Origin of the sequence: Leifsonia poae, assembly GCF_027921845.1 — a bacterium.
Taxonomy (GTDB): domain Bacteria; phylum Actinomycetota; class Actinomycetes; order Actinomycetales; family Microbacteriaceae; genus Leifsonia; species Leifsonia poae.
Window position 1 is genome coordinate 92187 of the sequence record NZ_BSEN01000015.1, and the last position, 20778, is coordinate 112964.

Genomic DNA, 20778 nt, shown 5'->3' on the forward strand with positions numbered 1-20778 from the left:
CGACTGCGGAGAGCCCGCGCCTATCGCTGACGCAGCAGGGCGGCGTAGAAGCCGATCCCGCGCAGCCAGGTGCGCACGTGCATCCGCTCGTTGCGGGCGTGCAGCGTTCCCCGCTCGTCCCCGCTCATCTCGAACGGAGTGAAGCGGTAGACCGCGTCGCAGATCGCGGTGAAGTGCCGGCTGTCGCTGGCGCCGAGCATCACGTACGGCGTGACAACGGCATCCGGATGCGCGGAGCCGATGCCCGCGGCCACCGCCGACCACTCCGGTCCGGTCGTGGGTGACACGGGCGACGGTTCGCTCGGGTCGATCGCCTCGATCGACACCAGGGGATCGCGTACGGCGCGGCGGATGTGCCGGATCGTCTCGGCCACGGAGGAGCCGACCGCGATGCGCACGTTGACGATCGCCTCCGCGCGCTCGGGGAGCGCGTTCGCCGCGAGGCTGCCGCTGAGCTGGGTCACGGCGGTGGTCGTGCGCACGATCGCGCGCGTCTCGTCGCTGACCCGGCCCAGCACCGCGACGAGTGCCGGCTTCAGCCGGCGGGCGCGGGTGAACACCGCGCGCAGGGGGCCGGTCGCGTGCGCGCCGAGCGTTTCGACCATCTGCAGGTTGGTCTCGCTGAGACGGGCGGGGAACGGCCGGGCGTTGAGCCGGGTGATCGCGCGGGCCAGCCGCACGGTGGCTGTGAGCTTCGGCGGCGTCGAGGCGTGGCCGCCGTTCTGCTCGACGCTCATCCGGATGCTCGTGATGCCCTTCTCGCTGACACCGACGACGGCGATCGGCTTCGCAACACCGGGGAAGATGCCCTCGACCACCGCGCCGCCCTCGTCGACGACCAGGGCGGGTCGCACGCCGCGCTCGCGCAGCGCGGCGACGATGGCCTGCGCGCCGGAGCCGACCGTCTCCTCGTCGTGGCCGAAGCTCAGGTACACGTCGTGCTCCGGAGTGAATCCCTCGGCGACCAGGCCGTCGACCGCCTCCAGCACGGCCGCGAGGGCTCCCTTGTCGTCGAGCGTGCCGCGTCCCCAGAGAACCCGGCCGTCGACGCCGTCGTGGAGGTCACCGGTGAGGTCGGCCGCGAACGGGGGATGCTCCCAGCCGTCATCGGTCGCGGGGACGACGTCGTAGTGCGCCATGAGCACCGTCGGTGCGCCCGGGGTGCGGCCGGCCCAACGGTAGAGCATCGAACGGCCATGCAACTCGCGTTCGAGCGTGGCGTGCAACGCGGGGTAGAGCACGGGCAGGAGCGCGATGAAGCGGTCGAAGCTCTCCCAGTCGGTGGAGTCGACATCGTTGCGCGACATGGTCGGCACGCGCAGCAGCGCGCGGAAGCGTTCGAGGGCCGCGTCGTCGTCGATCGCGGCGGAGGAGGGAGGGATCGGCACCCGGCTATTCTCCGGCAGCCGAACGGAACGCCGCGTACGCCTCGTCGGAGAACAGGACGAATCGCACGGTCTCGACGGGACCGATCGATGCCGCGAGCACGGCGCGCACGGTGCTGACCGCCACGCGAGCGGCGTCGTCCATCGGCCACCCGTAGACGCCGGCGGAGATCGCGGGGAACGCCACGGTCGTGACGCCGAGCTCGCGGGCGACCCGCAGCGACGAGCGGTAGGCGTTCTGGAGAAGCTCGGTGCGGTCCTCGGTCGACGACCAGACGGGGCCGACGGTGTGGATGACCCATTCGGCCGGCAGGTCGCCCGCGGTGGTCGCGACGGCCTGTCCCGTCGGCAGACCGTCGGGCAGGGTCGTCGCTCTCAGTTCGCGGCACGCGTCGAGGATGGCAGGTCCGCCGCGGCGGTGGATGGCGCCGTCGACGCCGCCACCGCCCAGCAGGGAGCTGTTGGCCGCGTTGACGATCGCGTCGACGTGCTGCTCGGTGATGTCGCCGCGGACGATCTCGATGGGGTCGCTCATCATCAGCCCCGGTTGTTCGAGAGCTCGTACACCTTGAGCAGTTCGAGGATCGCGTCGTCGCGCTGGCTGCCGCCCTCCTCGAACATCTCCGACACGTGCGTCTTGAGATGGTTCTCGACGAGCAGCTTGTTGAGCGAGCCGAGGGACTTCTGGATGGCGAGGGACTGCGTGATGATGTCGACGCAGTAGTCCTCGTTCTCGATCATCTTCTCGAGGCCTCTCAGCTGGCCTTCGAGGATGCGCGTGCGGTGCATGGCGCGTTTCTTGATGTCTGCGATCACCCCTCCAGGATAACCCGCCGATCCCATATACCCCTATGGGGTACGTGATACGGTGGACGATATGGAAACCAGCTACGACATCCAGGGCATGACCTGCGCTCACTGCGCACGTTCCGTCAGCGAGGAGCTCTCCGCGATCGACGGCGTCACCTCGGTGGCGGTCGACGTCGCTGCCGGCACCGCGACCGTGGCCAGCGCGTCCATCCTCGACGAGAACGCCGTGCGTGCGGCGATCGAGGAGGCGGGCTACGTGCTCGCCCGTCCCGGACTGCTCCCTCTCCTGTGACCGTCGCGGAGCTCGACCTCGCGATCGAGGGGATGACGTGCGCGAGCTGCGTCGCCAGGGTCGAGAAGAAGCTGGGCCGCCTCGACGGCGTCACCGCGAGCGTCAACCTCGCGACGGAGCGGGCACGGGTCTCGTATCCGGCCGACCTTGACCCTGCTGCCCTGATCGCCGCGGTCGAGACGGCGGGCTACGGCGCCACGCTGATCGAGCCGGACGCGCCGGCGCCGGCCGTCTCACGCGGCGGCGGGTTGCGCATCCGGCTGCTGGTGAGCGCCGCCCTGACCGTGCCCATCGTGCTGCTTGCGATGGTGCCCGCCTGGCAGTTCTGGGGCTGGCAGTGGGTGTCGCTCGTGCTGGCGACCCCCGTCGTGCTCTGGGGCGGCTGGCCGTTCCACCGCTCGACGCTGGTGAATCTGCGGCACGGCGCCGCGACGATGGACACCCTCGTCACCCTGGGCACCGCGGCCGCCTCCCTCTGGTCCGTCGGCGCGCTGGTGTTCGGGACGGCCGGCGAGCTCGGGATGCGGCACGCGTTCACGCTGGTCGCCGAGCCGGGCGCGGCATCCGGCGCCGTCTATTTCGAGGTGGCTGCCGGAGTGACGACGTTCCTCCTGCTGGGACGGTTCATCGAGGAGCGGTCGAAGCGCCGGGCGGGCGCCGCCCTGCGCGATCTCCTCGAGGCGGCGGCGAAGCACGTGACGAGGCTCGAACCCGATGGGGCCGAGACCCTGGTGCCGATCGAGGCGCTGGCGGTCGGGGACCTGTTCGTGGTGCGACCGGGGGAGAAGATCGCGACGGACGGAACCGTCGTCGACGGGACGGCGGCCGTCGACGCGAGCGCGATGACGGGAGAGTCGGTGCCGGTCGAGGTGGCGCAGGGTGACGCGGTGGCCGGCGGGACGATCGCGCTCGGCGGCTCCCTCGTCGTGCGCGCAACCCGGGTCGGCCGCGACACGCAGCTGGCCAGGATGGGCGCCATCGTCGAGCAGGCCCAGCTCGGCAAGGCCGGCATCCAACGGCTCGCCGACCGCATCTCGAGCATCTTCGTGCCGATCGTCATCGGACTCGCGGTTGCGACGTTCGCGATCTGGATGCTCGCGGGCGGCGGCACCTCGGCGGCGCTGAGCGCGTCGATCGCGGTGCTCATCGTCGCCTGCCCGTGCGCGCTGGGGCTGGCGACCCCGACGGCGCTGCTCGTCGGCACAGGTCGCGCGTCGCAGCTCGGCATCCTGATCACGGGCCCCGAGGTGCTGGAGCGGGTCGGACGCATCGATACGGTCGTCTTCGACAAGACGGGCACGCTCACGACGGGCCGGATGAGCGTGGACTCGGTGGCGACCGCGGCCGGTGCCGACGCGGTCGAGATCGTGCGGCTCGCGGCGGCGGTCGAGCGCGGCTCCGAGCATCCGATCGGCCGGGCGGTCGCCCGTGCCGCGTCGGACAACGCGTCAGATGGACTCGGAAGCGCCCCGGCCGTGACGGGCTTCCGCGCCATCGCCGGGTTCGGCGTCACCGGCACGGTCGAAGGGCGCGCGGTCGTCGTCGGCCGCCCCGACGACGTGCTCCGGATGCTCGGCACGGCGCTCGACGCGGACCTCGCGACCGCCATTGAAGGGATCCGCGCCTCCGGTGCGACCGTGGTGCTGGTCGGTGTCGACGGCCGCGTGCTCGCTGCGCTCAGCGTCTCCGACCCGCTGCGGCCGGATGCGGTGCTCGCCGTCTCGCGCATCCGGTCACTGGGCCTCGAGCCGATGGTGCTCAGTGGCGACCATGCTGCCACGGTGCGAGCGGTGCTCGCCCCGCTGGGGATCCGGAACGCGATCGGCGGGGCGACACCGGCCGGCAAGGCGGAGGAGGTCGTGCGGCTTCAGGGAGAGGGTCGGATCGTCGCGATGGTGGGAGACGGAGTGAACGACGCCGCGGCTCTCGCGCAGGCCGATCTCGGGATCGCGATCGGCTCCGGCTCGGACATCGCGATCGAGGCGGGCGATCTCACCCTGCTGCGCTCCGACCCGGTTCTCGTCGCCGATGCGATCCGCCTCTCGCGCGCGACCGTGCGGGTGATCCGCGGCAACCTGTTCTGGGCGTTCGCATACAACGTGGCCGCCCTCCCGATCGCTGCTCTGGGGCTGCTCAACCCGATGATCGCGGGGGCGGCGATGGCGTTCTCCAGCGTCTTCGTCGTGCTCAACAGCCTGCGTCTGCGTCGCGCGGTCTGATCGGGCTCCGATCGGGCTCCGGCCGCCGCCCGAAGTGGGCTCCGATCGGGCGGCTGCCGGGGCTGGGTGGCCGTCACGGGACGACATATACGCGCGCGGGGATACAGCGCATAGCAGTCCGGGATGCCAGTGGACGCGCGGATTCCCGGCGCGCCGCGCGGATTACCCCACAACGGGGGGTGGGGGAGGACATACCGGTGGGTCTATCCTCCACATAGGGGTTGAGAAATATTCGTTTTACAGGAAAGGCCCGACTTTGCTGAAGAACCTCAGCCCGCTGCTTTCTGGTGCGCTTTTAAGTGCGCTGGATGCCATGCACGATGGCGACATGCTTACCCTTGTCGGCAGCGGCTATCCAGAAGAAGAAATTGTTTCACCCGTCATACATCTCGGAGAGGTGACCACAGAGGCCGCGGCGGACGCGATCCTCAGTGTGCTGCCCCTCGACAACGAGATCCCGGCACCGATCATGTTCCTCGATTGCACCGGGTCCCTCGACGATGTACCGGACGTGGCGTTCGCGGTGAATGGCATTGCATCTGATGCCGAACTTCGTCGCGTCGCGATGACACGTCTCGAGTTCGACGACTTCGTCGCGCTTGCCCGCCATTCCGTTGTGACCGTGCGTGTGGGGTCGGACGCCCCGCCGTGCGCGTTCCTGCTGCGGAAGGGCTTCTGCTGACCATTCCCGAATGCCGCCCCGCCCGACGATCTCTCGTCCGGGCGGGGCGGTACAGCAGAACTGCGCCGGCCTCCCGGCTGCGCTGCGCCCGAACGCAGGAGCAGCCAGGAGCCTGACGTAGACTTCGGTGTCGTGTCACGTCCCGCCGCACAGCCGGCCTTCAATCGCACAGCGCTCGCGCCCGGAATCCTTGGCGCCATCGTGCTCGTCGCCGGTCTCGCTCTGATCGGCAGCGACTGGTACCTCTACGTGCGCTACGTCGTCAGCATCCTCGCGCTGATCCTCTGCGTGTTCGCCGGACAGGCCAAGGCGTGGTGGTGGTTCGCCGGCCTCATCCCGGTCGCCGTCGTCTGGAATCCGGTGTGGCCGATCGCGATGCCCGACGACCTGCTGCGAGTGCTCCACCTCGCGGGCGCCGTGCTGTTCGTGGCCGTCGCCGTCAACGTCAAGGTGCCGACCGACCAGCGTCGCTAGCGGCGCCCTGTGTTGATCGTGGCCCGCGCGCTCATCCTCGCGTAAACTGGTGGTGCGTCACCTCAGAAGTGGCGCGCACGTCGGCGTTCCGCATCCGGATTCTGTGTCCGGTCGCCGCGTCCGATTTCTCACGCCACACGGCGTCCCGCCCGTCGAGGCGCGCGACGCACCCACTGGAGGACCATGTCTCGTTCCGGTCAGCGCACCGCCTCGTCGCGCCCGCAGCAGCAGCGTCGCGCCCGGCACGCGAACAACGACGGGCTCATCCCCGTGCTCGCGCGCAAGGTGCGCGAGGTGGAGGCTAAGGCCGTCGACGGCAAGAAGCTCGGACCCACCAACCGCACCAAGTTCCAGGTGATCGCCTTCCTGATGCGCGAGGAGCGCGCCCGGGCGAAGACCGACACCGAACTGAGCGATGCGGCGCGCGCTGAGCAGCTCAAACGGCTCGACGGGATCGCGACGATCCTGGCGAAGACGGCCGCCAGGGACACGTCGCTGATCTCCCTGCTCGAGAGCGAGGCGCCGCCCACCGCCACCGCGCAGAAGATGCGTCGCGACTGGCTGCTGGAGTCGGGCACGGAGCTGAGCCCCGACGACCTCATCATCACCACCGAGCGCATCGCGCCGAAGCAGGAGAGCGTCATCCCGCCCGAGCTGGCGGAGAAGCAGGTCATCCCGCAGTCGGTGCGGGCGCGCCAGCTCTCCAACCCGTTCCTCGCGCCGGACTTCTCGCGCGGCGCGGCGACGGCACCGACGCCACGCCGCCGGCTCGACTCCTGGGAACTGCTCGGCCCGCTGTTCAAGTCGTTCGAGTACGGCTCGGGCGGCCAGGCGGCGAGCATGGACCTTCCGCCGGCGCCCGCCATCGACCGCTACTCGCCTCCCGGACTCGAGCTGATGCACCACCAGGCGCGGTTCGTCGAGAGCGTGCGCCTCGGCCACCGGTCGTTCCTGCTCGCCGACGAGCCCGGCCTCGGCAAGACGGCGCAGTCCGTGCTCGCCGCCTCCGTCGCCGGCGCCTACCCGCTGCTGGCCGTCGTGCCGAACGTCGTCAAGATGAACTGGGCGCGTGAGGTGGAGCGCTGGACGCCGCACCGCCGCGCGACCGTCATCCACGGCGACGGCGAGGGCCTGGACGCCTTCGCCGACGTGGTCATCGTCAACTACGAGGTACTCGACCGCCACCTCGCCTGGCTGAGCACGCTCGGCTTCAAGGGGATGGTCGTCGACGAGGCGCACTTCATCAAGAACCTGCACTCGCAGCGCTCCAAGTACGTTCTCGGACTCGCGGAGGCGATCCGCGCCACCGGCGACCCGCTGATGATGGCGCTCACCGGTACGCCGCTGATCAACGACATCGACGACTTCAAGGCGATCTGGCAGCTGCTCGGCTGGATCGACGGCAACAAACCGACGCCGGCGTTGATGGAGAGGCTCGAGGAGACCGAGCTCACCCCGGCGGACTTCGGCTTCTACGCCGCCGCTCGCGAAGCGGTCATCGACATGGGCATCGTGCGCCGCCGCAAGATCGACGTCGCGGCCGACCTGCCGAGCCGGCGGGTCGTCGACCTGCCCGTCGAGCTCGACGACGACCTCGGCCGCTCCATCCGCCAGGCGGAGAAGGAACTCGCCGCGCGGCTGGTGGCCAAGTACGAGCGTGCGTCCGCCGCCGGCCGCCCGGATTCGTTCGACGGCGACGACGAAGCGCACCGCAGGCACCTCATCCGGCTGGTCGCCCAGTCGGAGCTCGAGGAGTCGAAGTCGGCGAAGTCGGGCGAGAACGTGTTCACCATGGTGCGCAAGATCGGTCAGGCCAAGGCCAACCTCGCCTCGGACTACGCCGCCCAGCTCGCCCGGTCCGTCGGCAAGGTCGTGTTCTTCGCCAAGCACATCGACGTGATGGATGCGGCCGAAGAGGCCTTCGCCGCCCGCGACCTGCGCACGATCTCGATCCGCGGCGACCAGTCGGCGCTGGCGCGTCAGAAAGAGATCGACGCGTTCAACAACGATCCGGATGTCGCAGTGGCCGTGTGCTCGCTCACCGCTGCCGGCGTCGGCCTCAACCTGCAGGCGGCGTCGAACGTCGTGCTCGCCGAGCTGTCGTGGACGGCCGCCGAGCAGACCCAGGCGATCGACCGCGTGCACCGCATCGGCCAGGAGGAGCCCGTCACGGCGTGGCGGATCATCGCGGCGCAGACCATCGACGCCAAGATCGCCGAACTGATCGACTCCAAGGCGGGCCTGGCCTCCCGCGCGCTCGACGGTTCGGATGTCGAGCTCGGGTCGGAGGACTCGGTGCAGCTCGCAGCACTGATCCACGTGCTCGAAGAGGCGCTGGGCTAGCGGGGCGCGTCAGGCGATCTCGGCGTCGTCGGGATCCAGGGGGACCCGGCGCTCGTCGTCCGGCACGACCTCGTCGTCCGATTCGTCGTCGACGATCGGAAGGTCGTCTTCGTCGAAGATGCGCGGCGCCGGTTCGTAGTCGCCGTCCTGCGACTCGATGAATTCGTCAGGCTCGTCGCTGTCACCGTCGCGGCGAGGGTCGCTCTCGCTCATGCAGCCCAGGGTACGCCTGACGGCAGCCACGGTCGAGAGACGGTGGCGAGCCGCTCGGGCATCGGCTGGGCGTCACCCGATGGTGAAGACGAAGTACGGCCCGTTCTCATCGTGCAGGATGCTGGCGGTGCCGGCGAACGCGGCGAAGTCGCCGGTCCCCGTCCCCGGCACGATGTAGCCGAACGCCGAATCGTCGCCGGGGTGCTGGAGCGCGCCGTGATGCACGGTGAACGACCCCCGCCGTCCGTCCGGCAGCTCGCCGGTGATGCGCTCCGCCGCCAGGTAGCCGCGGCTCACCTCGGTGCCCGACGACACGAAGTGCGCCACGGACTCGCCGACCAGTGCATCGGTGTAGGTCTTGCGCATGGTCACCGCACCGGCCCAGTCCCCGTCGATGCCGGGGAGTGCGGCAGGGTCCCATCCGGTCACGTCGAAGCGGGCGTTGATGATCTCGTGCTCGGTCATCTGCCCACCCTAGGAGCGCCGGGAGCGCCCGTCTTGTAATTTCGCGACAGCGGCGATCTGGGCTAGACAAGGAGGATGCCGAACCACTCCCAGATCGAAATCGAGCGGAAGTACGACGTCGACGACTCGGCCGTGCCTCCGCGTCTGGTGGGCGCAGGCGCCGTCGCCATCGAGAGCGACCCGGCGACGGCGGAGCTCGTCGCGGTCTACATCGACACCGCCGACCTCGCTCTCGCGCGCGATCGCATCGCCGTGCGGGTGCGTCATGGAGGCGGCGACGAGGGCTGGCACGTCAAGCTCCCCGGCGACGAGGGCCGCACCGAACTGCACTGGCCGCTCGGCGCCGGTGACAGCGACGATCCGCCGGCGGAACTGCTGGCCACGCTCCGCGACAGGATCGGGGATGCACGCCTTCAGCCGATCGCCCGCGTCACCAATCTGCGCACCACCGTGATTCTGCAGGATGCCGCCGGCTTCGCCGTCGCAGAACTCTGCGACGACCACGTAGCCAGCGAGAATCTAAGTACGGGCGGGGTGCGGCAGTGGAGAGAGTGGGAGGTCGAGCTGCTCGGAGGGGCGCCGGACACCCGCGAGGGCAGGACGGTTCTTCTCGACGAGATCGAGCAGCGTCTCCTCGACGCCGGCGCGGTCGTCTCGGCCAGCTCGTCGAAGCTCGCCCGGGCGCTCGGGCTCTGACGCCATCCGGCGCTTTTGTGCTGGGGGCGAGGCGTCGGGCATGATTCACACGTAGGAATAACACCCCAGGGAGCAGCATGAAGATCGGCATCCTCACCAGCGGCGGCGATTGCCCCGGACTGAACGCGGTCATCCGCGGAGCGGTCCTCAAGGGCGACCGCGTGTTCGACTCGGAGTTCGCCGGTTTCCGTTACGGCTGGCGCGGTGTCGTCGACGGCGACATCATGACGCTCGACCGTCACAGCGTGCGCGGGCTCTCGCGGCAGGGCGGGACCATCCTCGGGTCGAGTCGCACGAACCCCTTCGAGGGCGAGAACGGCGGGCCGGAGAACATCCAGCGCATGATGGACCAGCACGGTATCGACGCCATCATCGCCATCGGCGGCGAGGGGACCCTCACCGCCGCGCGTCGGCTGACCGACGCCGGTCTCAAGATCGTCGGCGTGCCGAAGACCATCGACAACGACCTGGCGGCCACCGACTACTCGTTCGGCTTCGACACGGCGGTCGAGATCGCGACCGAGGCGATCGACCGGCTGCGCACCACCGCGGAATCGCACCAGCGCTGCATGGTGGTCGAGGTCATGGGACGCCACGTCGGCTGGATCGCGCTGCACTCCGGCATGGCCGGCGGCGCCCACGCCATCCTGATCCCGGAGCAGCCGCAGTCGATCGAGCAGATCGTCGAGTGGGTCGAATCGGTGCGCGACCGCGGGCGTGCTCCGGTGATCGTCGTCTCCGAGGGCTTCCACCTCGACACGATGGAGGAGGCGCACTCGCACAAGGGCCTCGACGCCTTCAACCGGCCGCGCCTGGGCGGCATCGGCGAGATGCTCGCTCCGATGATCGAGGAGCGCACCGGCATCGAGTCGCGGGCGACCGTGCTCGGTCACATGCAGCGCGGCGGAGTGCCGAGCGCCTACGACCGGGTGCTCGCGACGCGTCTCGGCATGGCCGCGATCGACGCCGTGTACGAGGGCCGCTGGGGTTCGATGGTGTCGTTGCGTGGCACGGACGTGGTCAACGTCTCGATCGCCGACGCGACCGGCGGCCTGAAGACCGTTCCGCAGGCGCGGTACGACGAGGCTGCACTGCTCTTCGGCTGATCGCAGGGGACTAGGCTCACCGTCACAGACGAGAGGAGCTCCTGTGCCCAGAGTCGTTCAGTTCGACGAGTTCGGTTCGCGCGATGCCCTGAAGGTGGTCGACCGGCCGCGACAGTGGCCGGGGCCCGGCCAGATCCTGGTGAGGGTCATGGCGGCGGGTCTCAATCCGATGGACACGAAGGCGTATCGGGATGAACGCGCGGCCGGGCGCATGGGTGTCACGGTGCCGAGCGGCATGGGTCAGGACTTCGCCGGCTTCGTCGAGGAGCTCGGCGACGGTGTGTCCCGCTTCACGGTGGGGCAGTCCGTGTTCGGCACGGCGCCGTTCGCCTCGATGGCCGACTTCGCGATCGTGCAGGAGGACGGTCAGGTCGTGGTGAAGCCCGATCCGGTCACGTTCGAGGTCGGCGGCTCGCTCGGCGTCGTCGCGCGTACGGCGATGGCGAGTGCGCGCTCGCTCGGACTGGGCGAGAATGACACCGTGCTGGTCAGTGCGGCGGCAGGCGGGGTCGGCATCCTGGCCGCGCAGCTGGCCGTGCGCGCCGGAGCGACCGTGATCGGAACCGCGAGCGTCGAGAACCACGAGTTCCTCGAGGGGCTCGGCATCATCCCCGTCGAGTACGGCGACGGCCTCGCCGACCGGGTGCGCGAGGTGCTCGACGACGGCGACCGGGTCACGGCGGTGCTCGACAACCACGGCCCCGACACGATCGACACGGCGATCGAGCTCGGCGTTCCCGTCGACCGCATCAACACGATCGCCGCGTTCGGGCCCGCCGCACGCGGTGCGCACACCGTCGGGGGGTCCTCCGCCACGAACGACGACATGAGCGAGATCGCCGAGCTCCTCGCCGAGAACGAACTGGTGCTCCCGATCGACTCGATCTTCCCGATCGAGCGCGTCATCGAGGCCTACAGCCGACTCGAGGCGGGCCACGTGCGCGGCAAGATCGTCGTCGTCACCGAGTAGCGCGTCGGAGCGCGGCGTTAGACTCCGAGCAGTCTCGAAGAGGGAGCACGAATGGTACCTGCCATCAACTACTGGGCGGTCCTGATCGCCACGGCCTCCAGCATGGTGGTCGGCTCGATCTGGTACGCACGCGGCGTGTTCGGCGCCTATTGGATGCGGCTGGTCGGCCACGACGAGGAGTCGATGCGGCGCGGGGCGGCGTTCCCGCTCATCATCACCGTGGTCGTGAGCTTCATCACGGCGTGGGTGCTCGCCGGTGCGACCGACATCTCCTTCCACTTCTACGGCGGCTCGTTCTTCTGGAATGCGGTACTCACCGCCGGCGTGCTGTGGGCCGGCTTCACCGCGGCCAGGATGGTCACCCATGACGCGTTCGACCGGAGGCCGAGCAGCCTGACCGTTCTCAACCTGGCACACGAGTTGGTGACCGTCGTCGTGATGGCGATCATCATCGGCGTGTGGCCGCCCGCGGGCGCATGATCGCCGACGAGCTGGCCCGCGAGCTGCGGGCCGCCGGGCTCAGCTGGCACCCGGTCTCCGGCGACACCTTCGCGATCGATCGCTCCGAGCTGGCGGGCGACCGCTTCACCGTCAGCGAGATGACCATCGAGCCCCACGAATTCGACACCGGCACGATCCTCGGTTTCAACGGCACGACCGAGTGGGCGCTCGACTCGCTCGCGCTGGAGGACGCACTCTGGATCCCGCGCGAGGACCAGCTGCGGGAGCTGCTGGGCGGATCGTTCCGTCATCTCGCCCGCACGTCCGACGGCTATCGGGTGACCATCCTGCTGGCCGGAGAGGATCGGTACTTCGACGAGGAGGACGCCGCGACAGCCTACGGCCGCGCGCTGCTCTCGCTGATCGGGGCCACCGTCTCCTGACGGGAGACGGGATGCCGGGGCGGGGCGAGGACCGCCGGCGAGAGCTCTGCGACGGCACGGCCGCCCGCGAGCCCGAGCGTGATGTCGAGCTCGGCGATCAGGTTGCGCAGCAGTTCGCGCACGCCGGCCTCGCCTGCCACCGCGAGCGCGTAGACGTAGGGGCGGCCGATCGCGACCGCCGTGGCCCCGAGCGCGAGCGCGATGAGCACGTCGGCACCGCCGCGCACCCCGCTGTCGAACAGCACGGGGAGCCGCCCTGCGACCCGCTCGACGATCGCGGGGAGGGCGTCGAGCGAGGCCACCTCGCCGTCGATCTGCCGTCCGCCGTGCGTCGACACCTGCACTGCATCCATCCCGGCGTCGATCGCGCGCTCCGCGTCATCCGGGTGCAGGATGCCCTTCAGCATGATCGGCAGGCGGGTGCGTTCGCGCAGGAACGCCAGGTCGCCCCAGGTGAGCGCGGGGTTCGCGAAGACATCGAGGAAGGTCTCGACGGCGGCCAACGGTTCGGGCGAGCGCAGGTTCTGCCTGATGGTTCCGGGATGGCGGCGCAGGATGCTCGCGAACGAGCCGATCGTCGCCGGTGTGACCGCGGTGCGCGCGCGGGTGTAGCCGGCGTCGACGCGCGCCTTCACGAGCTGCCGGAACACCGGATCGCTGGTGTACTGCGCGATGCCGCGGCCGCGGCTGAAGGGCAGGTAGCCGAGATCGAGATCGCGGGGTCGCCAGCCGAGCACGTGCGTGTCCAGGGTGACGACGATGGCCTCGCAGCCGGAGCGCTCCGCGCGTTCGACGAGGCTGGCGACCAGATCGCTCGACGAGCTCCAGTAGAGCTGGAACCAGCGGGCGGAGCCGGGGGAGACCTCGTCCATCGCGGAGGCGACCGTCTCCATGGGCGTCGAGGCCTGGTTCGACAGCACCACCGGCACGCCCAGTGAGGCGGCAGCGCGGGCGGCGGCGGCATCCGCACCGGGATGCGCCAGGTCGAGCACGCCGATCGGCGCGAGCAGCAGCGGGGTCGCGCGGCGACGGCCGAACAGGTCGATGCTCAGGTCGCGGTCGGCCACGTCGCGGAGCACGCGGGGCACGATCCGGTGGCGCCCGAACGCGGCGGTATCGGCGCCGTCTGTGCGTTCGAGCCCGGCCGAGCCCGCCACGTAGGCGAACGCGGCGCGGGACATCCGGCGCCGTGCGAGGCGCTCGAGTTCGCGGAACCCGGTCGGGATGCGCGGGGTGCGGCCGGCGACGCCGGCGCGATAGATCTCCGATTGGGCATCGCGTCCGGCACTGGCGGTCATGGCACCATTGTGCACCGCCGCGCATGTGTCACCATGAACCCATGACCGCTCAACCGTTCTTCCAGGCGATCGCCATCGGCTTCGAGATCGTCGGCGTCAGTGCGATGGTCATCGGGTTCGTCGTCGCCGTGGCCATCGCGCTGCGCGCGTGGATCCGCACCAAGGACGGGGCGATCGGCTTCCGCACCCTGCGGGAGAGCTTCGGAGGGGTCATCCTGCTCGGGCTCGAGATCCTGGTGGCCGCCGATCTCGTGCGCACCGTCACGTCGACGCCCTCGCTGACCGATGCCTTCGTGCTCGCGTTGATCGTGCTGATCAGGACCGTGCTCAGTTTCTCGCTTCAGATCGAGATCGACGGGGTGGCGCCATGGCGGCGCGCGCTCGTCACCGGCCCCGAGGTCATGGCCAGGGCTGCGAAGCGGTCGGGCGACGCGACGGCCTGAACCGATCGGCCGGCGCCGATGCCGGCCGGCGCCGGGCTCAGCCCGCGCCCAGGTCAGCCGGCGCCGATATCAGCTCTCGGTGCGAGCCGCGCGTTCGGCGTTGCGGGCCTTCACGCGGGCGTTCTCCGCGCGTACCGCCGCCTGCGTCGCGCGCTCCTGCACGAGCCAGGCCGGGGGAGCGGCGAGGAGGTCTTTGATCTCCGCCGTGGTCAGCGCCTGGTCGACGCCGGAGCGTGCCAGACCGCTGATCGAGATGCCCAGCTTCTGAGCGACCACCTCGCGCGGGTGCGGGCCGTCGGCGCGCAAGGTCGCGAGCCACGCGGGAGGGGCAGCCGTCAGTTCGGCGAGCTCGCTGCGGCTCACCTCGCGGTCGCGGAACTCCTCGGGGGCCGCAGGGAGGTAGATCCCGAGCTTCTTGGCCGCCGTGGCCGCCTTCATCGTCTGGGACTTCTTCTCCGCGCTCATGACTCCAAGGGTATCGTCCGGCGGGGCCGGTACCCTTACGAGCATGGTGTCCACGTTCACGATCGCTTTCCCGCTCGGCGTGACGGTCGGCAAATGGACCAGGGTGTTCGAGCAGCGGCACCCCTCCGTCGAACTCAGGGTCGTGCGCATGGAGCTCGCCGATCAGCACCGGATGCTCGTCAGCGGCGACGCCGACATGGCGTTCGTGCGCGAACCGCTCGACACCGACGGACTGCACCTCATCCCGCTGTATGCGGAGGACATCGTCGTGGCGATGAGCCATGAGCACCTCCTCACGCTCGAGAAGAAGCTGCATCGTGCCGACCTCGCCGACCAGACGGTGCTCGACGACGACCCCTCGGAGGGGCTGTTCCGCACGATCGCGGGAGGCACCGGGGTCGCCGTGCTCCCGCAGTCCGTCGCGAAGGTGTTCCGGCGTAGAGATGTCGTCGCGATGACGCTCGAGGACGCCGAGCCGAGCAGCGTCGGGCTGGCGTGGCCGCGCGAGGGTCAGCATCCGCTCGTCGACGAGTTCATCGGGATCGTCCGCGGCCGCACGGCGCACAGCTCCCGCAATCCGGAGGTGGCGGCGACGGAGGCAGCGCAGGGCAAGAAGGGCGCGAAGAAAGCCGCGAAGGCGGCCGCGCAGCCGAAGGGCGGCAGCAAGAGCGGCGGCACGAAAGGCGCAGCAGCGCGCGGCGGAAAGAAGCCGGGCTCGCCGCGCGGTCAGGTCACGAGACGTGCACGGCGGGGCGGCGCTTGACGTCCTTCTCCGCCTCGCGCAGCACTTCGCGGGTCACGGGCGCCACATCGCCGACACCCGTGATGAGGAAGCGGAACATGTTGGAGATCGGGTTCCCCTTCGCCCACTCGAAGTAGATGGTCGGTACGACCCCGGTGACGTCGCGGATCTCCATCAGCACCGCCGCGATCGTGTTCGGCACATTGCCACTCTTCACCTGGAGCACGCGGTAGCCGTGCTTCACCACGCCGTGCACCTCCAGGTCTTCTTCGAAGTCGGACGAGTCGGAGGGGTAGACCTCGAGGAAGATCGTGCGCGCCCGCTGCGGGATGTGGCTGAACTTGCGCTCGTCCTTGTTCTTCTGCGCGTACTCCTTGTCGGTGTCGACGTCGGGTTCGTGGGCGATGATGCGGATCTCGCCCTCCTCGGCGTCTTCGAGGATGAAGTCGAGGGCCGTCACGTCGAAGGTGACACTGGTGGCGCGCAGCTGGAAGGAGCGACCGATGCGCGAGACGATCGAGATCACCAGGATGCCGATGATGAAGAGCGTCGCGATGCGCAGGCCGTCGGGCCGCTCGAAGATGTTGACGATGGTCGTGTAGACGAAGATCGCGGTGATGATCGCGTAGACGACCGTGCGCCTCGGCTGCTTCTTGCGATAGGCCGACAGGGCGACCGCGAGCGACGCCGACGTGATGAGCACCAGCACGCCGGTCGCGTATGCCCCGCCCTGGGCGTCCACGCTGGCCTGGAACACCAGGGTGATGATGAACGCGATGGCGGTGAACACCAGCACGAGCGGTCGCACGGCCCGCGCCCACTGGGGTGCCATCCCGTAGCGGGGCAGGTAGCGCGGCACCAGGTTGAGCAGGCCGGCCATCGCCGAGGCGCCGGCGAACCACAGGATCAGGATGGTGCTCAGGTCGTAGACCGAGCCGAAGATGTTGCCCAGGTACTCGTGGGCGAGGTACGCGAGCGCTCGGCCGTTCGCCGGGCCGCCGGGCTGGAAGTCCTTCTGCCGGATGAGCAGCGTCGTCGTGAAGCTCGACGTGATCAGGAAGACGCTCATGATCAGCGCCGAGGTGGTGAGCAGGCGGTGGGCGCCCTGGATGCGGCCGGCCGGGCGCGCAGGATCGTCGTCGGCCTTGCCCTTGATCTGAGGCATGACGGCGACGCCGGTCTCGAAGCCGGACAGGCCGAGGGCCAGTTTGGGGAAGACGAGCAGAGCGATGGCCACGATCATGATCGGGTCGCCGTGCTGTGTGAAGAGCGCCGACCACCAGTCGGTGACGGCGGTGGGGTGCTGGAACACCTGCACGATCGAGGTGGTCACGACGACGACGTTCAGTGCGAGGTAGACCGCGACGAGCACGACGGCGATGCCGATCGCCTCACGGAAGCCCTTGAGGAACACGGCGGCCAGCAGGGCGAGCAGGAACAGAGTGATGCCCACCTGATTGCCGTGGAACCATTCGGGCGTGTACGGGTTCTCGATGGCGTGCGCGGAGGCGTCCGCCGCCGACAGCGTGATCGTGATCATGAAGTCGGTCGCGGCGAACCCGAGCAGCACGAGCACGAACAGCTTGCCGGCCCACCAGGGCAGCAGGCGCTCGAGCATCGCGATCGATCCGGAGCCCTTGAAGCTCTCGCGGGCGACGCGGCGGTACACCGGGAGGGCGCCGAGCAGCGTCAGCGCCACCAGCACCACCGTTGCGAAGGGCGAGATCAGTCCGGCTGCGAGAGCCGCGATGGCCGGCTGGTAGCCCAGCGTCGAGAAGTAGTCGACGCCGGTGAGGCACATGACCTGCCACCACGAGTGCGTGCGCTCAGGACGCCGGGCGTGCGGGCCCTGGTGCTCGCCGCGTTCGTCGATGAGGCCGGAGAGGAGCCAGTGCCGGAACACGCCGACCTTGGCCGGCCGGGCCACATTGTGCGCCTGGCCGGGAACGGGGACCTCGGGCCGCTGGCCCGTGGAAGTGCTGGACATGAGATCCTTCGTCGACCGGCCTACAACTGAGCCTCAGCGTACCCGTTCACCAGGGGGAGATGCGGTAGTCCTTGAGGAAGACGCCGTAGAGGTCGTCCCCGGCCTCGCCGCGCACGACCGGGTCGTACACCCGGGCGGCGCCGTCGACCAGGTCGAGGGGCGCGTGGAACCCCTCCTCGGCCAGCCGGACCTTCGTGTAGTGCGGGCGCTCGTCGGTGATCCAGCCGGTGTCGACGCTCGTCATCAGGATGCCGTCGGTCTCGAACATCTCGCCGGCGCTCGTGCGCGTGAGCATGTTGAGGGCGGCCTTCGCCATGTTGGTGTGCGGGTGTCCCGGGCCCTTGTAACGGCGGCTGAACACGCCCTCCATCGCCGAGACGTTCACGATGTACGCGCGCCCGGCCTCGGTCGCGGCCATCGATGCTCGCAGGCGGCTGATCAGCAGGAAGGGCGCTGTGGTGTTGCAGAGCTGCACCTCGAGCATCTCGAGCGGGTCGACATCCTGAACGGCCTGCGTCCAGCTGTTGACGCGGTTGACGTCGGGCACGAGACCGCCGGCGTCGATCGCGCTGCCGTCGGCGTGACGGGCGAGGGACGACGAGCCGGGAGCCATCGCAAGGGCGGCGAGGTCGTCGGCGGTGAGTGCGGACGGCGCCGCCTGTTCCGCGATGGTGCCCGCGAGGCTCGCCACGGACAGCAGCGGATGCGACGCCACGCTGGCCTCGAGCGCCTGCGGGTGCGGGTCGTTGGTGTGACCGAAGGTCTCCATCTCGGGCAGCGGGCCGTCGGGCAGGGGCTTCGACTCCGCCTCGGCGAGCAACGAGTACGAGCCGGGGGAACGCCGCACCGTCTGGGCGGCGTTGTTGATCAGGATGTCGAGGGGGCCCTGCGTGGCGACCGAGTCGGCGAGGGCGATCACCTGGGCGGGGTCGCGCAGGTCGATGCCGACCACGCGCAGGCGGTGCAGCCAGTCGCCCGCGTCGGGGAGCGAGGAGAACCGGCGAACGGCATCCCGCGGGAACCGGGTGGTGATGGTCAGGTGGGCACCATCGCGCAGCAGGCGCAGGGCGATGTGCATCCCGATCTTGGCGCGGCCGCCCGTGAGCAGCGCGCGCTTGCCCGTGAGGTCGGTGCGAGCGGTGCGCTTCGCGTGGCTGAGCGCTGCGCAGTCGGGGCAGAGCTGGTGATAGAACGCGTCGACGAGCGTGTAGTGCTGCTTGCAGATGTAGCAGGCGCGGGACTTGAGCAGGGTGCCCGCCGACGATCCGCTGGCGCTCGTGGTGAGGTCGGCGCCGCGCGTCTCGTCGTCGATGCGGTCGGGAGCGCCGGTGGCGGTCGCCGCCACGACGGCCTTGTCGTTCTCGGCGACGGCCGCGCGGATCTGACGACGGCGCTCCTGCTTGACGGATTTGAACATCCGGGCGGTGGCGTGGCGCACGCTCACGAAGTCGGGGTGCTCCTCGTCGAGCAGGTGGAGGTCGGCCAGCACGCGGAGGGTCGTCGCGAGGTCATCGGGGTCGATGGACGCGGAGTTCGCCGCAGCGGTCAGCGCGTCGACGGTCAGATCGGAGGCGTCGGCGTTCGAGGAGGGGGAGTCGGGGAGCACCGGAGAATTCTAGGCGATCGCGGGTGGGAGCAGTCCGTGAGCGGCGATCAGGCGGCGTGGTGCCGGCTCACTCCACCGCGAGCTCCAGCCATTCGAGGCCGCGCAGGTCGATGCACACCCGGCCGGGCTCTTCGACGGCCTTCGCCAGGACGTCGCCGCAGATCGAGCAGCGCAGCACGAGGCCGTGGTCGTTCGGGTACACGCGCGCCCGCGCCACCACCGCGATGTCGCCGCAGTGCGCGCACCGGCCGCGCGCGCTCGTGACGTCGACGGCGAACAGTTCCGACAGCAGCCCCGCCGCCGCGTTGCCGTCCAGATAGCCCATGTCGGTCAGGTCGCTCATGGCGCGCCTCCGATTCCGCCGTAGCGTTCGGTCTTGATGCGGGCGGGGTCGTGCCCGGCGGCCACGAGCCAGTCGGACACCGTCTCGACGAACACGGTGGCCCCGCAGATGAAGAAGGTCGGCATCGTCGATGCCGGCAGGATGCTGTCGGACAGCGTCTGCTCGGTCAGGCGCCCGGCGGCGACCGGCCAGCCGGACGGCGCCTCGCGGGTGTACACGTACGAGACCCGCAACGGTGCGGACTCGTCGTGCTCGAGCATCCCGAGCTCGTCGCGGTAGTACACCGACTCCGGGGTGCGCACGGAGTACAGCAGGCGGAAGTCTGCGGAACTGGCCGCCGCCGCATGTGCGCGCGCCATCGACATCAGCGGCACGACGCCGGAGCCGCCGGCGATGAGCTGAACGGGGGTCTCGTCGCCCGGGCGCCAGACGAACCAGCCGCCGACAGGCCCGCGCACCTCGAGCTGATCGCCGACGGCCACCCCGCGCACGAGGTAGGGCGACACCTCGCCGTCGGCGAGCTCCTCGACCGTGAGCTCGAGCTCGTCGCCGCCCAGCGCCGAGGCGATCGAGTACGACCGCACCGCCTGGTAGCCGTCGGGCGCGGTGAGGCGCACATCGACGTGCTGACCCGCGAGGTGGCCGTGCAGGCCGGGGATGCGCAGCCGCAGGGTGCGGGCGGTGGGCGTCTCGAAGTGGGCGCCCACGACATCGGCGACGTGCCAGACCGTGCTCACCAGTAGCGCTCTTCGCGCCAGGGGTCGCCGTACATGTTGTAGCCGTTGCTCTCCCAGAAGCCGGGAGCGTCCTTCGGGAGCATTTCGAGGCCACTAACCCACTTGGCGCTCTTCCAGAAGTACAGGTGCGGCACCAGCAGCCGGGCCGGTCCTCCGTGCTCGGGAGCGAGCGCAGAGCCGTCGAAGGTGTGCGCCACCCAGGCCTTGCCGTCGAGCAGGTCGGCCAGCGGCACATTCGTCGTGTACCCGCCGTACGAGTGCGCCATCGTGTACTCGTAGTCGGTGTCGACGCCCTCGAAGAGCGTGTCGAGCTTCACGCCGCGCCACGACGTTCCGAGCTTCGACCAGCTCGTGACGCAGTGGATGTCGGTGCTCACGTCGTCCTGGGGGAGGGCGAGGAACTCGTCCCAGCTCCAGCGGTGCACGGTCCCCTTCTCGGTGGTGATCGTGAAGGCCCACTCGTCGTGGGAGACCCGTGGTGTCGGACCGGCGGAGAGCACGGGGAACCCGTCGGTCTTGTACTGACCCGGAGGAAGTCGCGGGTCATCGGTGCGTCGGCGGCCGGAGAAGCCGGAAGAGATGATTCCCATGGCCGCAGCATATTCCTCGGCCGGCGCA

The 20778-nt window shown here is 69.9% G+C and carries 24 protein-coding genes; 12 read left to right on the forward strand and 12 right to left on the reverse strand.

The genetic code is table 11. The features are described 5' to 3' along the window. Positions 1–20 precede the first annotated feature (20 nt). Genes PKE84_RS15140 through PKE84_RS15150 form a run of 3 tightly spaced genes read right to left on the reverse strand, consistent with a single transcriptional unit; the run spans position 21 to position 2201 of the window. Entirely contained in the window at positions 21–1388 is a 1368-nt protein-coding gene (locus PKE84_RS15140) for a M20/M25/M40 family metallo-hydrolase (protein ID WP_309297491.1), read from the reverse strand. Between the two features lie 4 nt (positions 1389–1392). Then, the gene (locus PKE84_RS15145; protein ID WP_271178102.1) at positions 1393–1920 is read right to left on the reverse strand and encodes an O-acetyl-ADP-ribose deacetylase; all 528 of its coding nucleotides are present in this window, start codon (positions 1918–1920) and stop codon (positions 1393–1395) included. A gap of 2 nt (positions 1921–1922) precedes the next feature. Next, positions 1923–2201 carry a metal-sensitive transcriptional regulator gene (locus tag PKE84_RS15150; protein WP_271178103.1) on the reverse strand — a complete coding sequence of 93 codons (279 nt, stop codon included), beginning with the start codon at positions 2199–2201 and terminating at the stop codon, positions 1923–1925. 61 nt (positions 2202–2262) lie between these two features. On the opposite strand from PKE84_RS15150, the gene PKE84_RS15155 reads away from it, so the two are divergent. From PKE84_RS15155 to PKE84_RS15175, 5 genes are all read left to right on the forward strand, one after another. Further along, complete coding sequence (locus PKE84_RS15155; protein WP_271178104.1) at positions 2263–2487, forward strand: heavy-metal-associated domain-containing protein; 225 nt, start codon at positions 2263–2265, stop codon at positions 2485–2487. Next, the gene (locus PKE84_RS15160) at positions 2484–4706 is read left to right on the forward strand and encodes a heavy metal translocating P-type ATPase (RefSeq protein ID WP_271178105.1); all 2223 of its coding nucleotides are present in this window, start codon (positions 2484–2486) and stop codon (positions 4704–4706) included. Before PKE84_RS15155 ends, PKE84_RS15160 begins: the two co-directional genes overlap by 4 nt. A 256-nt stretch (positions 4707–4962) precedes the next feature. Beyond that, complete coding sequence (locus PKE84_RS15165; protein ID WP_271178106.1) at positions 4963–5388, forward strand: RbsD/FucU domain-containing protein; 426 nt, start codon at positions 4963–4965, stop codon at positions 5386–5388. 132 nt (positions 5389–5520) lie between these two features. After that, positions 5521–5862, forward strand: a complete 342-nt coding sequence (locus PKE84_RS15170; RefSeq protein ID WP_271178107.1) for a DUF6804 family protein — start codon at positions 5521–5523, stop codon at positions 5860–5862. A 183-nt stretch (positions 5863–6045) separates the two neighbouring features. Then, a complete protein-coding gene (locus PKE84_RS15175; protein ID WP_271178108.1) occupies positions 6046–8205 on the forward strand; it encodes a DEAD/DEAH box helicase in 2160 nt (719 codons plus the stop codon). 9 nt (positions 8206–8214) lie between these two features. On the opposite strand, the gene PKE84_RS15180 is transcribed toward PKE84_RS15175, so the two are convergent. Together PKE84_RS15180 and PKE84_RS15185 are read right to left on the reverse strand one after the other, a co-directional pair. Beyond that, a complete protein-coding gene (locus tag PKE84_RS15180) occupies positions 8215–8418 on the reverse strand; it encodes a hypothetical protein (RefSeq protein ID WP_271178109.1) in 204 nt (67 codons plus the stop codon). Positions 8419–8490: 72 nt separating this feature from the next. Beyond that, positions 8491–8883: a DUF3224 domain-containing protein gene (locus PKE84_RS15185; protein ID WP_271178110.1), complete on the reverse strand. Its 393-nt coding sequence runs from the start codon at positions 8881–8883 to the stop codon at positions 8491–8493. A gap of 75 nt (positions 8884–8958) precedes the next feature. On the opposite strand from PKE84_RS15185, the gene PKE84_RS15190 reads away from it, so the two are divergent. The 5 genes from PKE84_RS15190 (at position 8959) to PKE84_RS15210 (ending at position 12539) form a co-directional block, all read left to right on the forward strand. Continuing rightward, positions 8959–9579, forward strand: a complete 621-nt coding sequence (locus PKE84_RS15190) for a CYTH domain-containing protein (RefSeq protein WP_271178111.1) — start codon at positions 8959–8961, stop codon at positions 9577–9579. A 77-nt stretch (positions 9580–9656) separates the two neighbouring features. Further along, a complete protein-coding gene (locus PKE84_RS15195; RefSeq protein ID WP_271178112.1) occupies positions 9657–10685 on the forward strand; it encodes a 6-phosphofructokinase in 1029 nt (342 codons plus the stop codon). A gap of 43 nt (positions 10686–10728) precedes the next feature. Beyond that, entirely contained in the window at positions 10729–11655 is a 927-nt protein-coding gene (locus tag PKE84_RS15200; RefSeq protein WP_271178113.1) for an NADP-dependent oxidoreductase, read from the forward strand. A 51-nt stretch (positions 11656–11706) separates the two neighbouring features. Then, positions 11707–12135, forward strand: coding sequence for a DUF1761 domain-containing protein (locus PKE84_RS15205; RefSeq protein WP_271178114.1), 429 nt, complete (start codon positions 11707–11709; stop codon positions 12133–12135). Beyond that, positions 12132–12539 carry a hypothetical protein gene (locus PKE84_RS15210; RefSeq protein ID WP_271178908.1) on the forward strand — a complete coding sequence of 136 codons (408 nt, stop codon included), beginning with the start codon at positions 12132–12134 and terminating at the stop codon, positions 12537–12539. Before PKE84_RS15205 ends, PKE84_RS15210 begins: the two co-directional genes overlap by 4 nt. Here the strand turns inward: PKE84_RS15210 and PKE84_RS15215 are convergent. Beyond that, a complete protein-coding gene (locus PKE84_RS15215; RefSeq protein WP_271178115.1) occupies positions 12494–13837 on the reverse strand; it encodes an alpha-hydroxy-acid oxidizing protein in 1344 nt (447 codons plus the stop codon). The two genes, PKE84_RS15210 and PKE84_RS15215, sit on opposite strands and share 46 nt — an antisense overlap. Before the next feature lie 41 nt (positions 13838–13878). Here PKE84_RS15215 and PKE84_RS15220 point away from each other — a divergent pair, with 41 nt between their 5' ends. After that, positions 13879–14280, forward strand: a complete 402-nt coding sequence (locus PKE84_RS15220; RefSeq protein WP_271178116.1) for a DUF1622 domain-containing protein — start codon at positions 13879–13881, stop codon at positions 14278–14280. Between the two features lie 69 nt (positions 14281–14349). Here PKE84_RS15220 and PKE84_RS15225 read toward each other — a convergent pair whose 3' ends face one another. Then, on the reverse strand, positions 14350–14745 hold the full coding sequence (locus PKE84_RS15225) for a DUF5997 family protein (RefSeq protein WP_271178117.1): 396 nt from the start codon (positions 14743–14745) through the stop codon (positions 14350–14352). A gap of 43 nt (positions 14746–14788) precedes the next feature. Between PKE84_RS15225 and PKE84_RS15230 the strand changes: the two genes are divergently transcribed. Next, entirely contained in the window at positions 14789–15508 is a 720-nt protein-coding gene (locus PKE84_RS15230; RefSeq protein ID WP_271178118.1) for a LysR family substrate-binding domain-containing protein, read from the forward strand. Here the strand turns inward: PKE84_RS15230 and PKE84_RS15235 are convergent. From PKE84_RS15235 to PKE84_RS15255, 5 genes are all read right to left on the reverse strand, one after another. Then, a complete protein-coding gene (locus PKE84_RS15235; protein WP_271178119.1) occupies positions 15477–17474 on the reverse strand; it encodes an APC family permease in 1998 nt (665 codons plus the stop codon). The genes PKE84_RS15230 and PKE84_RS15235 overlap by 32 nt on opposite strands. A gap of 46 nt (positions 17475–17520) precedes the next feature. Next, complete coding sequence (locus tag PKE84_RS15240) at positions 17521–19080, reverse strand: SDR family NAD(P)-dependent oxidoreductase (protein ID WP_373877153.1); 1560 nt, start codon at positions 19078–19080, stop codon at positions 17521–17523. Between the two features lie 67 nt (positions 19081–19147). Next, the gene (locus PKE84_RS15245; protein ID WP_271178120.1) at positions 19148–19423 is read right to left on the reverse strand and encodes a DUF6510 family protein; all 276 of its coding nucleotides are present in this window, start codon (positions 19421–19423) and stop codon (positions 19148–19150) included. Continuing rightward, entirely contained in the window at positions 19420–20160 is a 741-nt protein-coding gene (locus PKE84_RS15250; RefSeq protein WP_271178121.1) for an FAD-binding oxidoreductase, read from the reverse strand. Before PKE84_RS15250 ends, PKE84_RS15245 begins: the two co-directional genes overlap by 4 nt. Further along, a complete protein-coding gene (locus tag PKE84_RS15255) occupies positions 20157–20750 on the reverse strand; it encodes a sulfite oxidase-like oxidoreductase (protein ID WP_271178122.1) in 594 nt (197 codons plus the stop codon). The genes PKE84_RS15250 and PKE84_RS15255 overlap by 4 nt, the downstream gene beginning before the upstream one ends. Between the last annotated feature and the right edge of the window lie 28 nt (positions 20751–20778).

Coding starts and splice junctions, on each gene's coding strand:
- PKE84_RS15145 (WP_271178102.1), bottom strand. CDS start 1,920: ATGAGCGACCCCATCGAGATCGTCCGCGGCGACATCACCGAGCAGCAC.
- PKE84_RS15155 (WP_271178104.1), top strand. CDS start 2,263: ATGGAAACCAGCTACGACATCCAGGGCATGACCTGCGCTCACTGCGCA.
- PKE84_RS15175 (WP_271178108.1), top strand. CDS start 6,046: ATGTCTCGTTCCGGTCAGCGCACCGCCTCGTCGCGCCCGCAGCAGCAG.
- PKE84_RS15180 (WP_271178109.1), bottom strand. CDS start 8,418: ATGAGCGAGAGCGACCCTCGCCGCGACGGTGACAGCGACGAGCCTGAC.
- PKE84_RS15185 (WP_271178110.1), bottom strand. CDS start 8,883: ATGACCGAGCACGAGATCATCAACGCCCGCTTCGACGTGACCGGATGG.
- PKE84_RS15190 (WP_271178111.1), top strand. CDS start 8,959: ATGCCGAACCACTCCCAGATCGAAATCGAGCGGAAGTACGACGTCGAC.
- PKE84_RS15195 (WP_271178112.1), top strand. CDS start 9,657: ATGAAGATCGGCATCCTCACCAGCGGCGGCGATTGCCCCGGACTGAAC.
- PKE84_RS15205 (WP_271178114.1), top strand. CDS start 11,707: ATGGTACCTGCCATCAACTACTGGGCGGTCCTGATCGCCACGGCCTCC.
- PKE84_RS15210 (WP_271178908.1), top strand. CDS start 12,132: ATGATCGCCGACGAGCTGGCCCGCGAGCTGCGGGCCGCCGGGCTCAGC.
- PKE84_RS15215 (WP_271178115.1), bottom strand. CDS start 13,837: ATGACCGCCAGTGCCGGACGCGATGCCCAATCGGAGATCTATCGCGCC.
- PKE84_RS15220 (WP_271178116.1), top strand. CDS start 13,879: ATGACCGCTCAACCGTTCTTCCAGGCGATCGCCATCGGCTTCGAGATC.
- PKE84_RS15225 (WP_271178117.1), bottom strand. CDS start 14,745: ATGAGCGCGGAGAAGAAGTCCCAGACGATGAAGGCGGCCACGGCGGCC.
- PKE84_RS15230 (WP_271178118.1), top strand. CDS start 14,789: ATGGTGTCCACGTTCACGATCGCTTTCCCGCTCGGCGTGACGGTCGGC.
- PKE84_RS15235 (WP_271178119.1), bottom strand. CDS start 17,474: ATGTCCAGCACTTCCACGGGCCAGCGGCCCGAGGTCCCCGTTCCCGGC.
- PKE84_RS15245 (WP_271178120.1), bottom strand. CDS start 19,423: ATGAGCGACCTGACCGACATGGGCTATCTGGACGGCAACGCGGCGGCG.
- PKE84_RS15255 (WP_271178122.1), bottom strand. CDS start 20,750: ATGGGAATCATCTCTTCCGGCTTCTCCGGCCGCCGACGCACCGATGAC.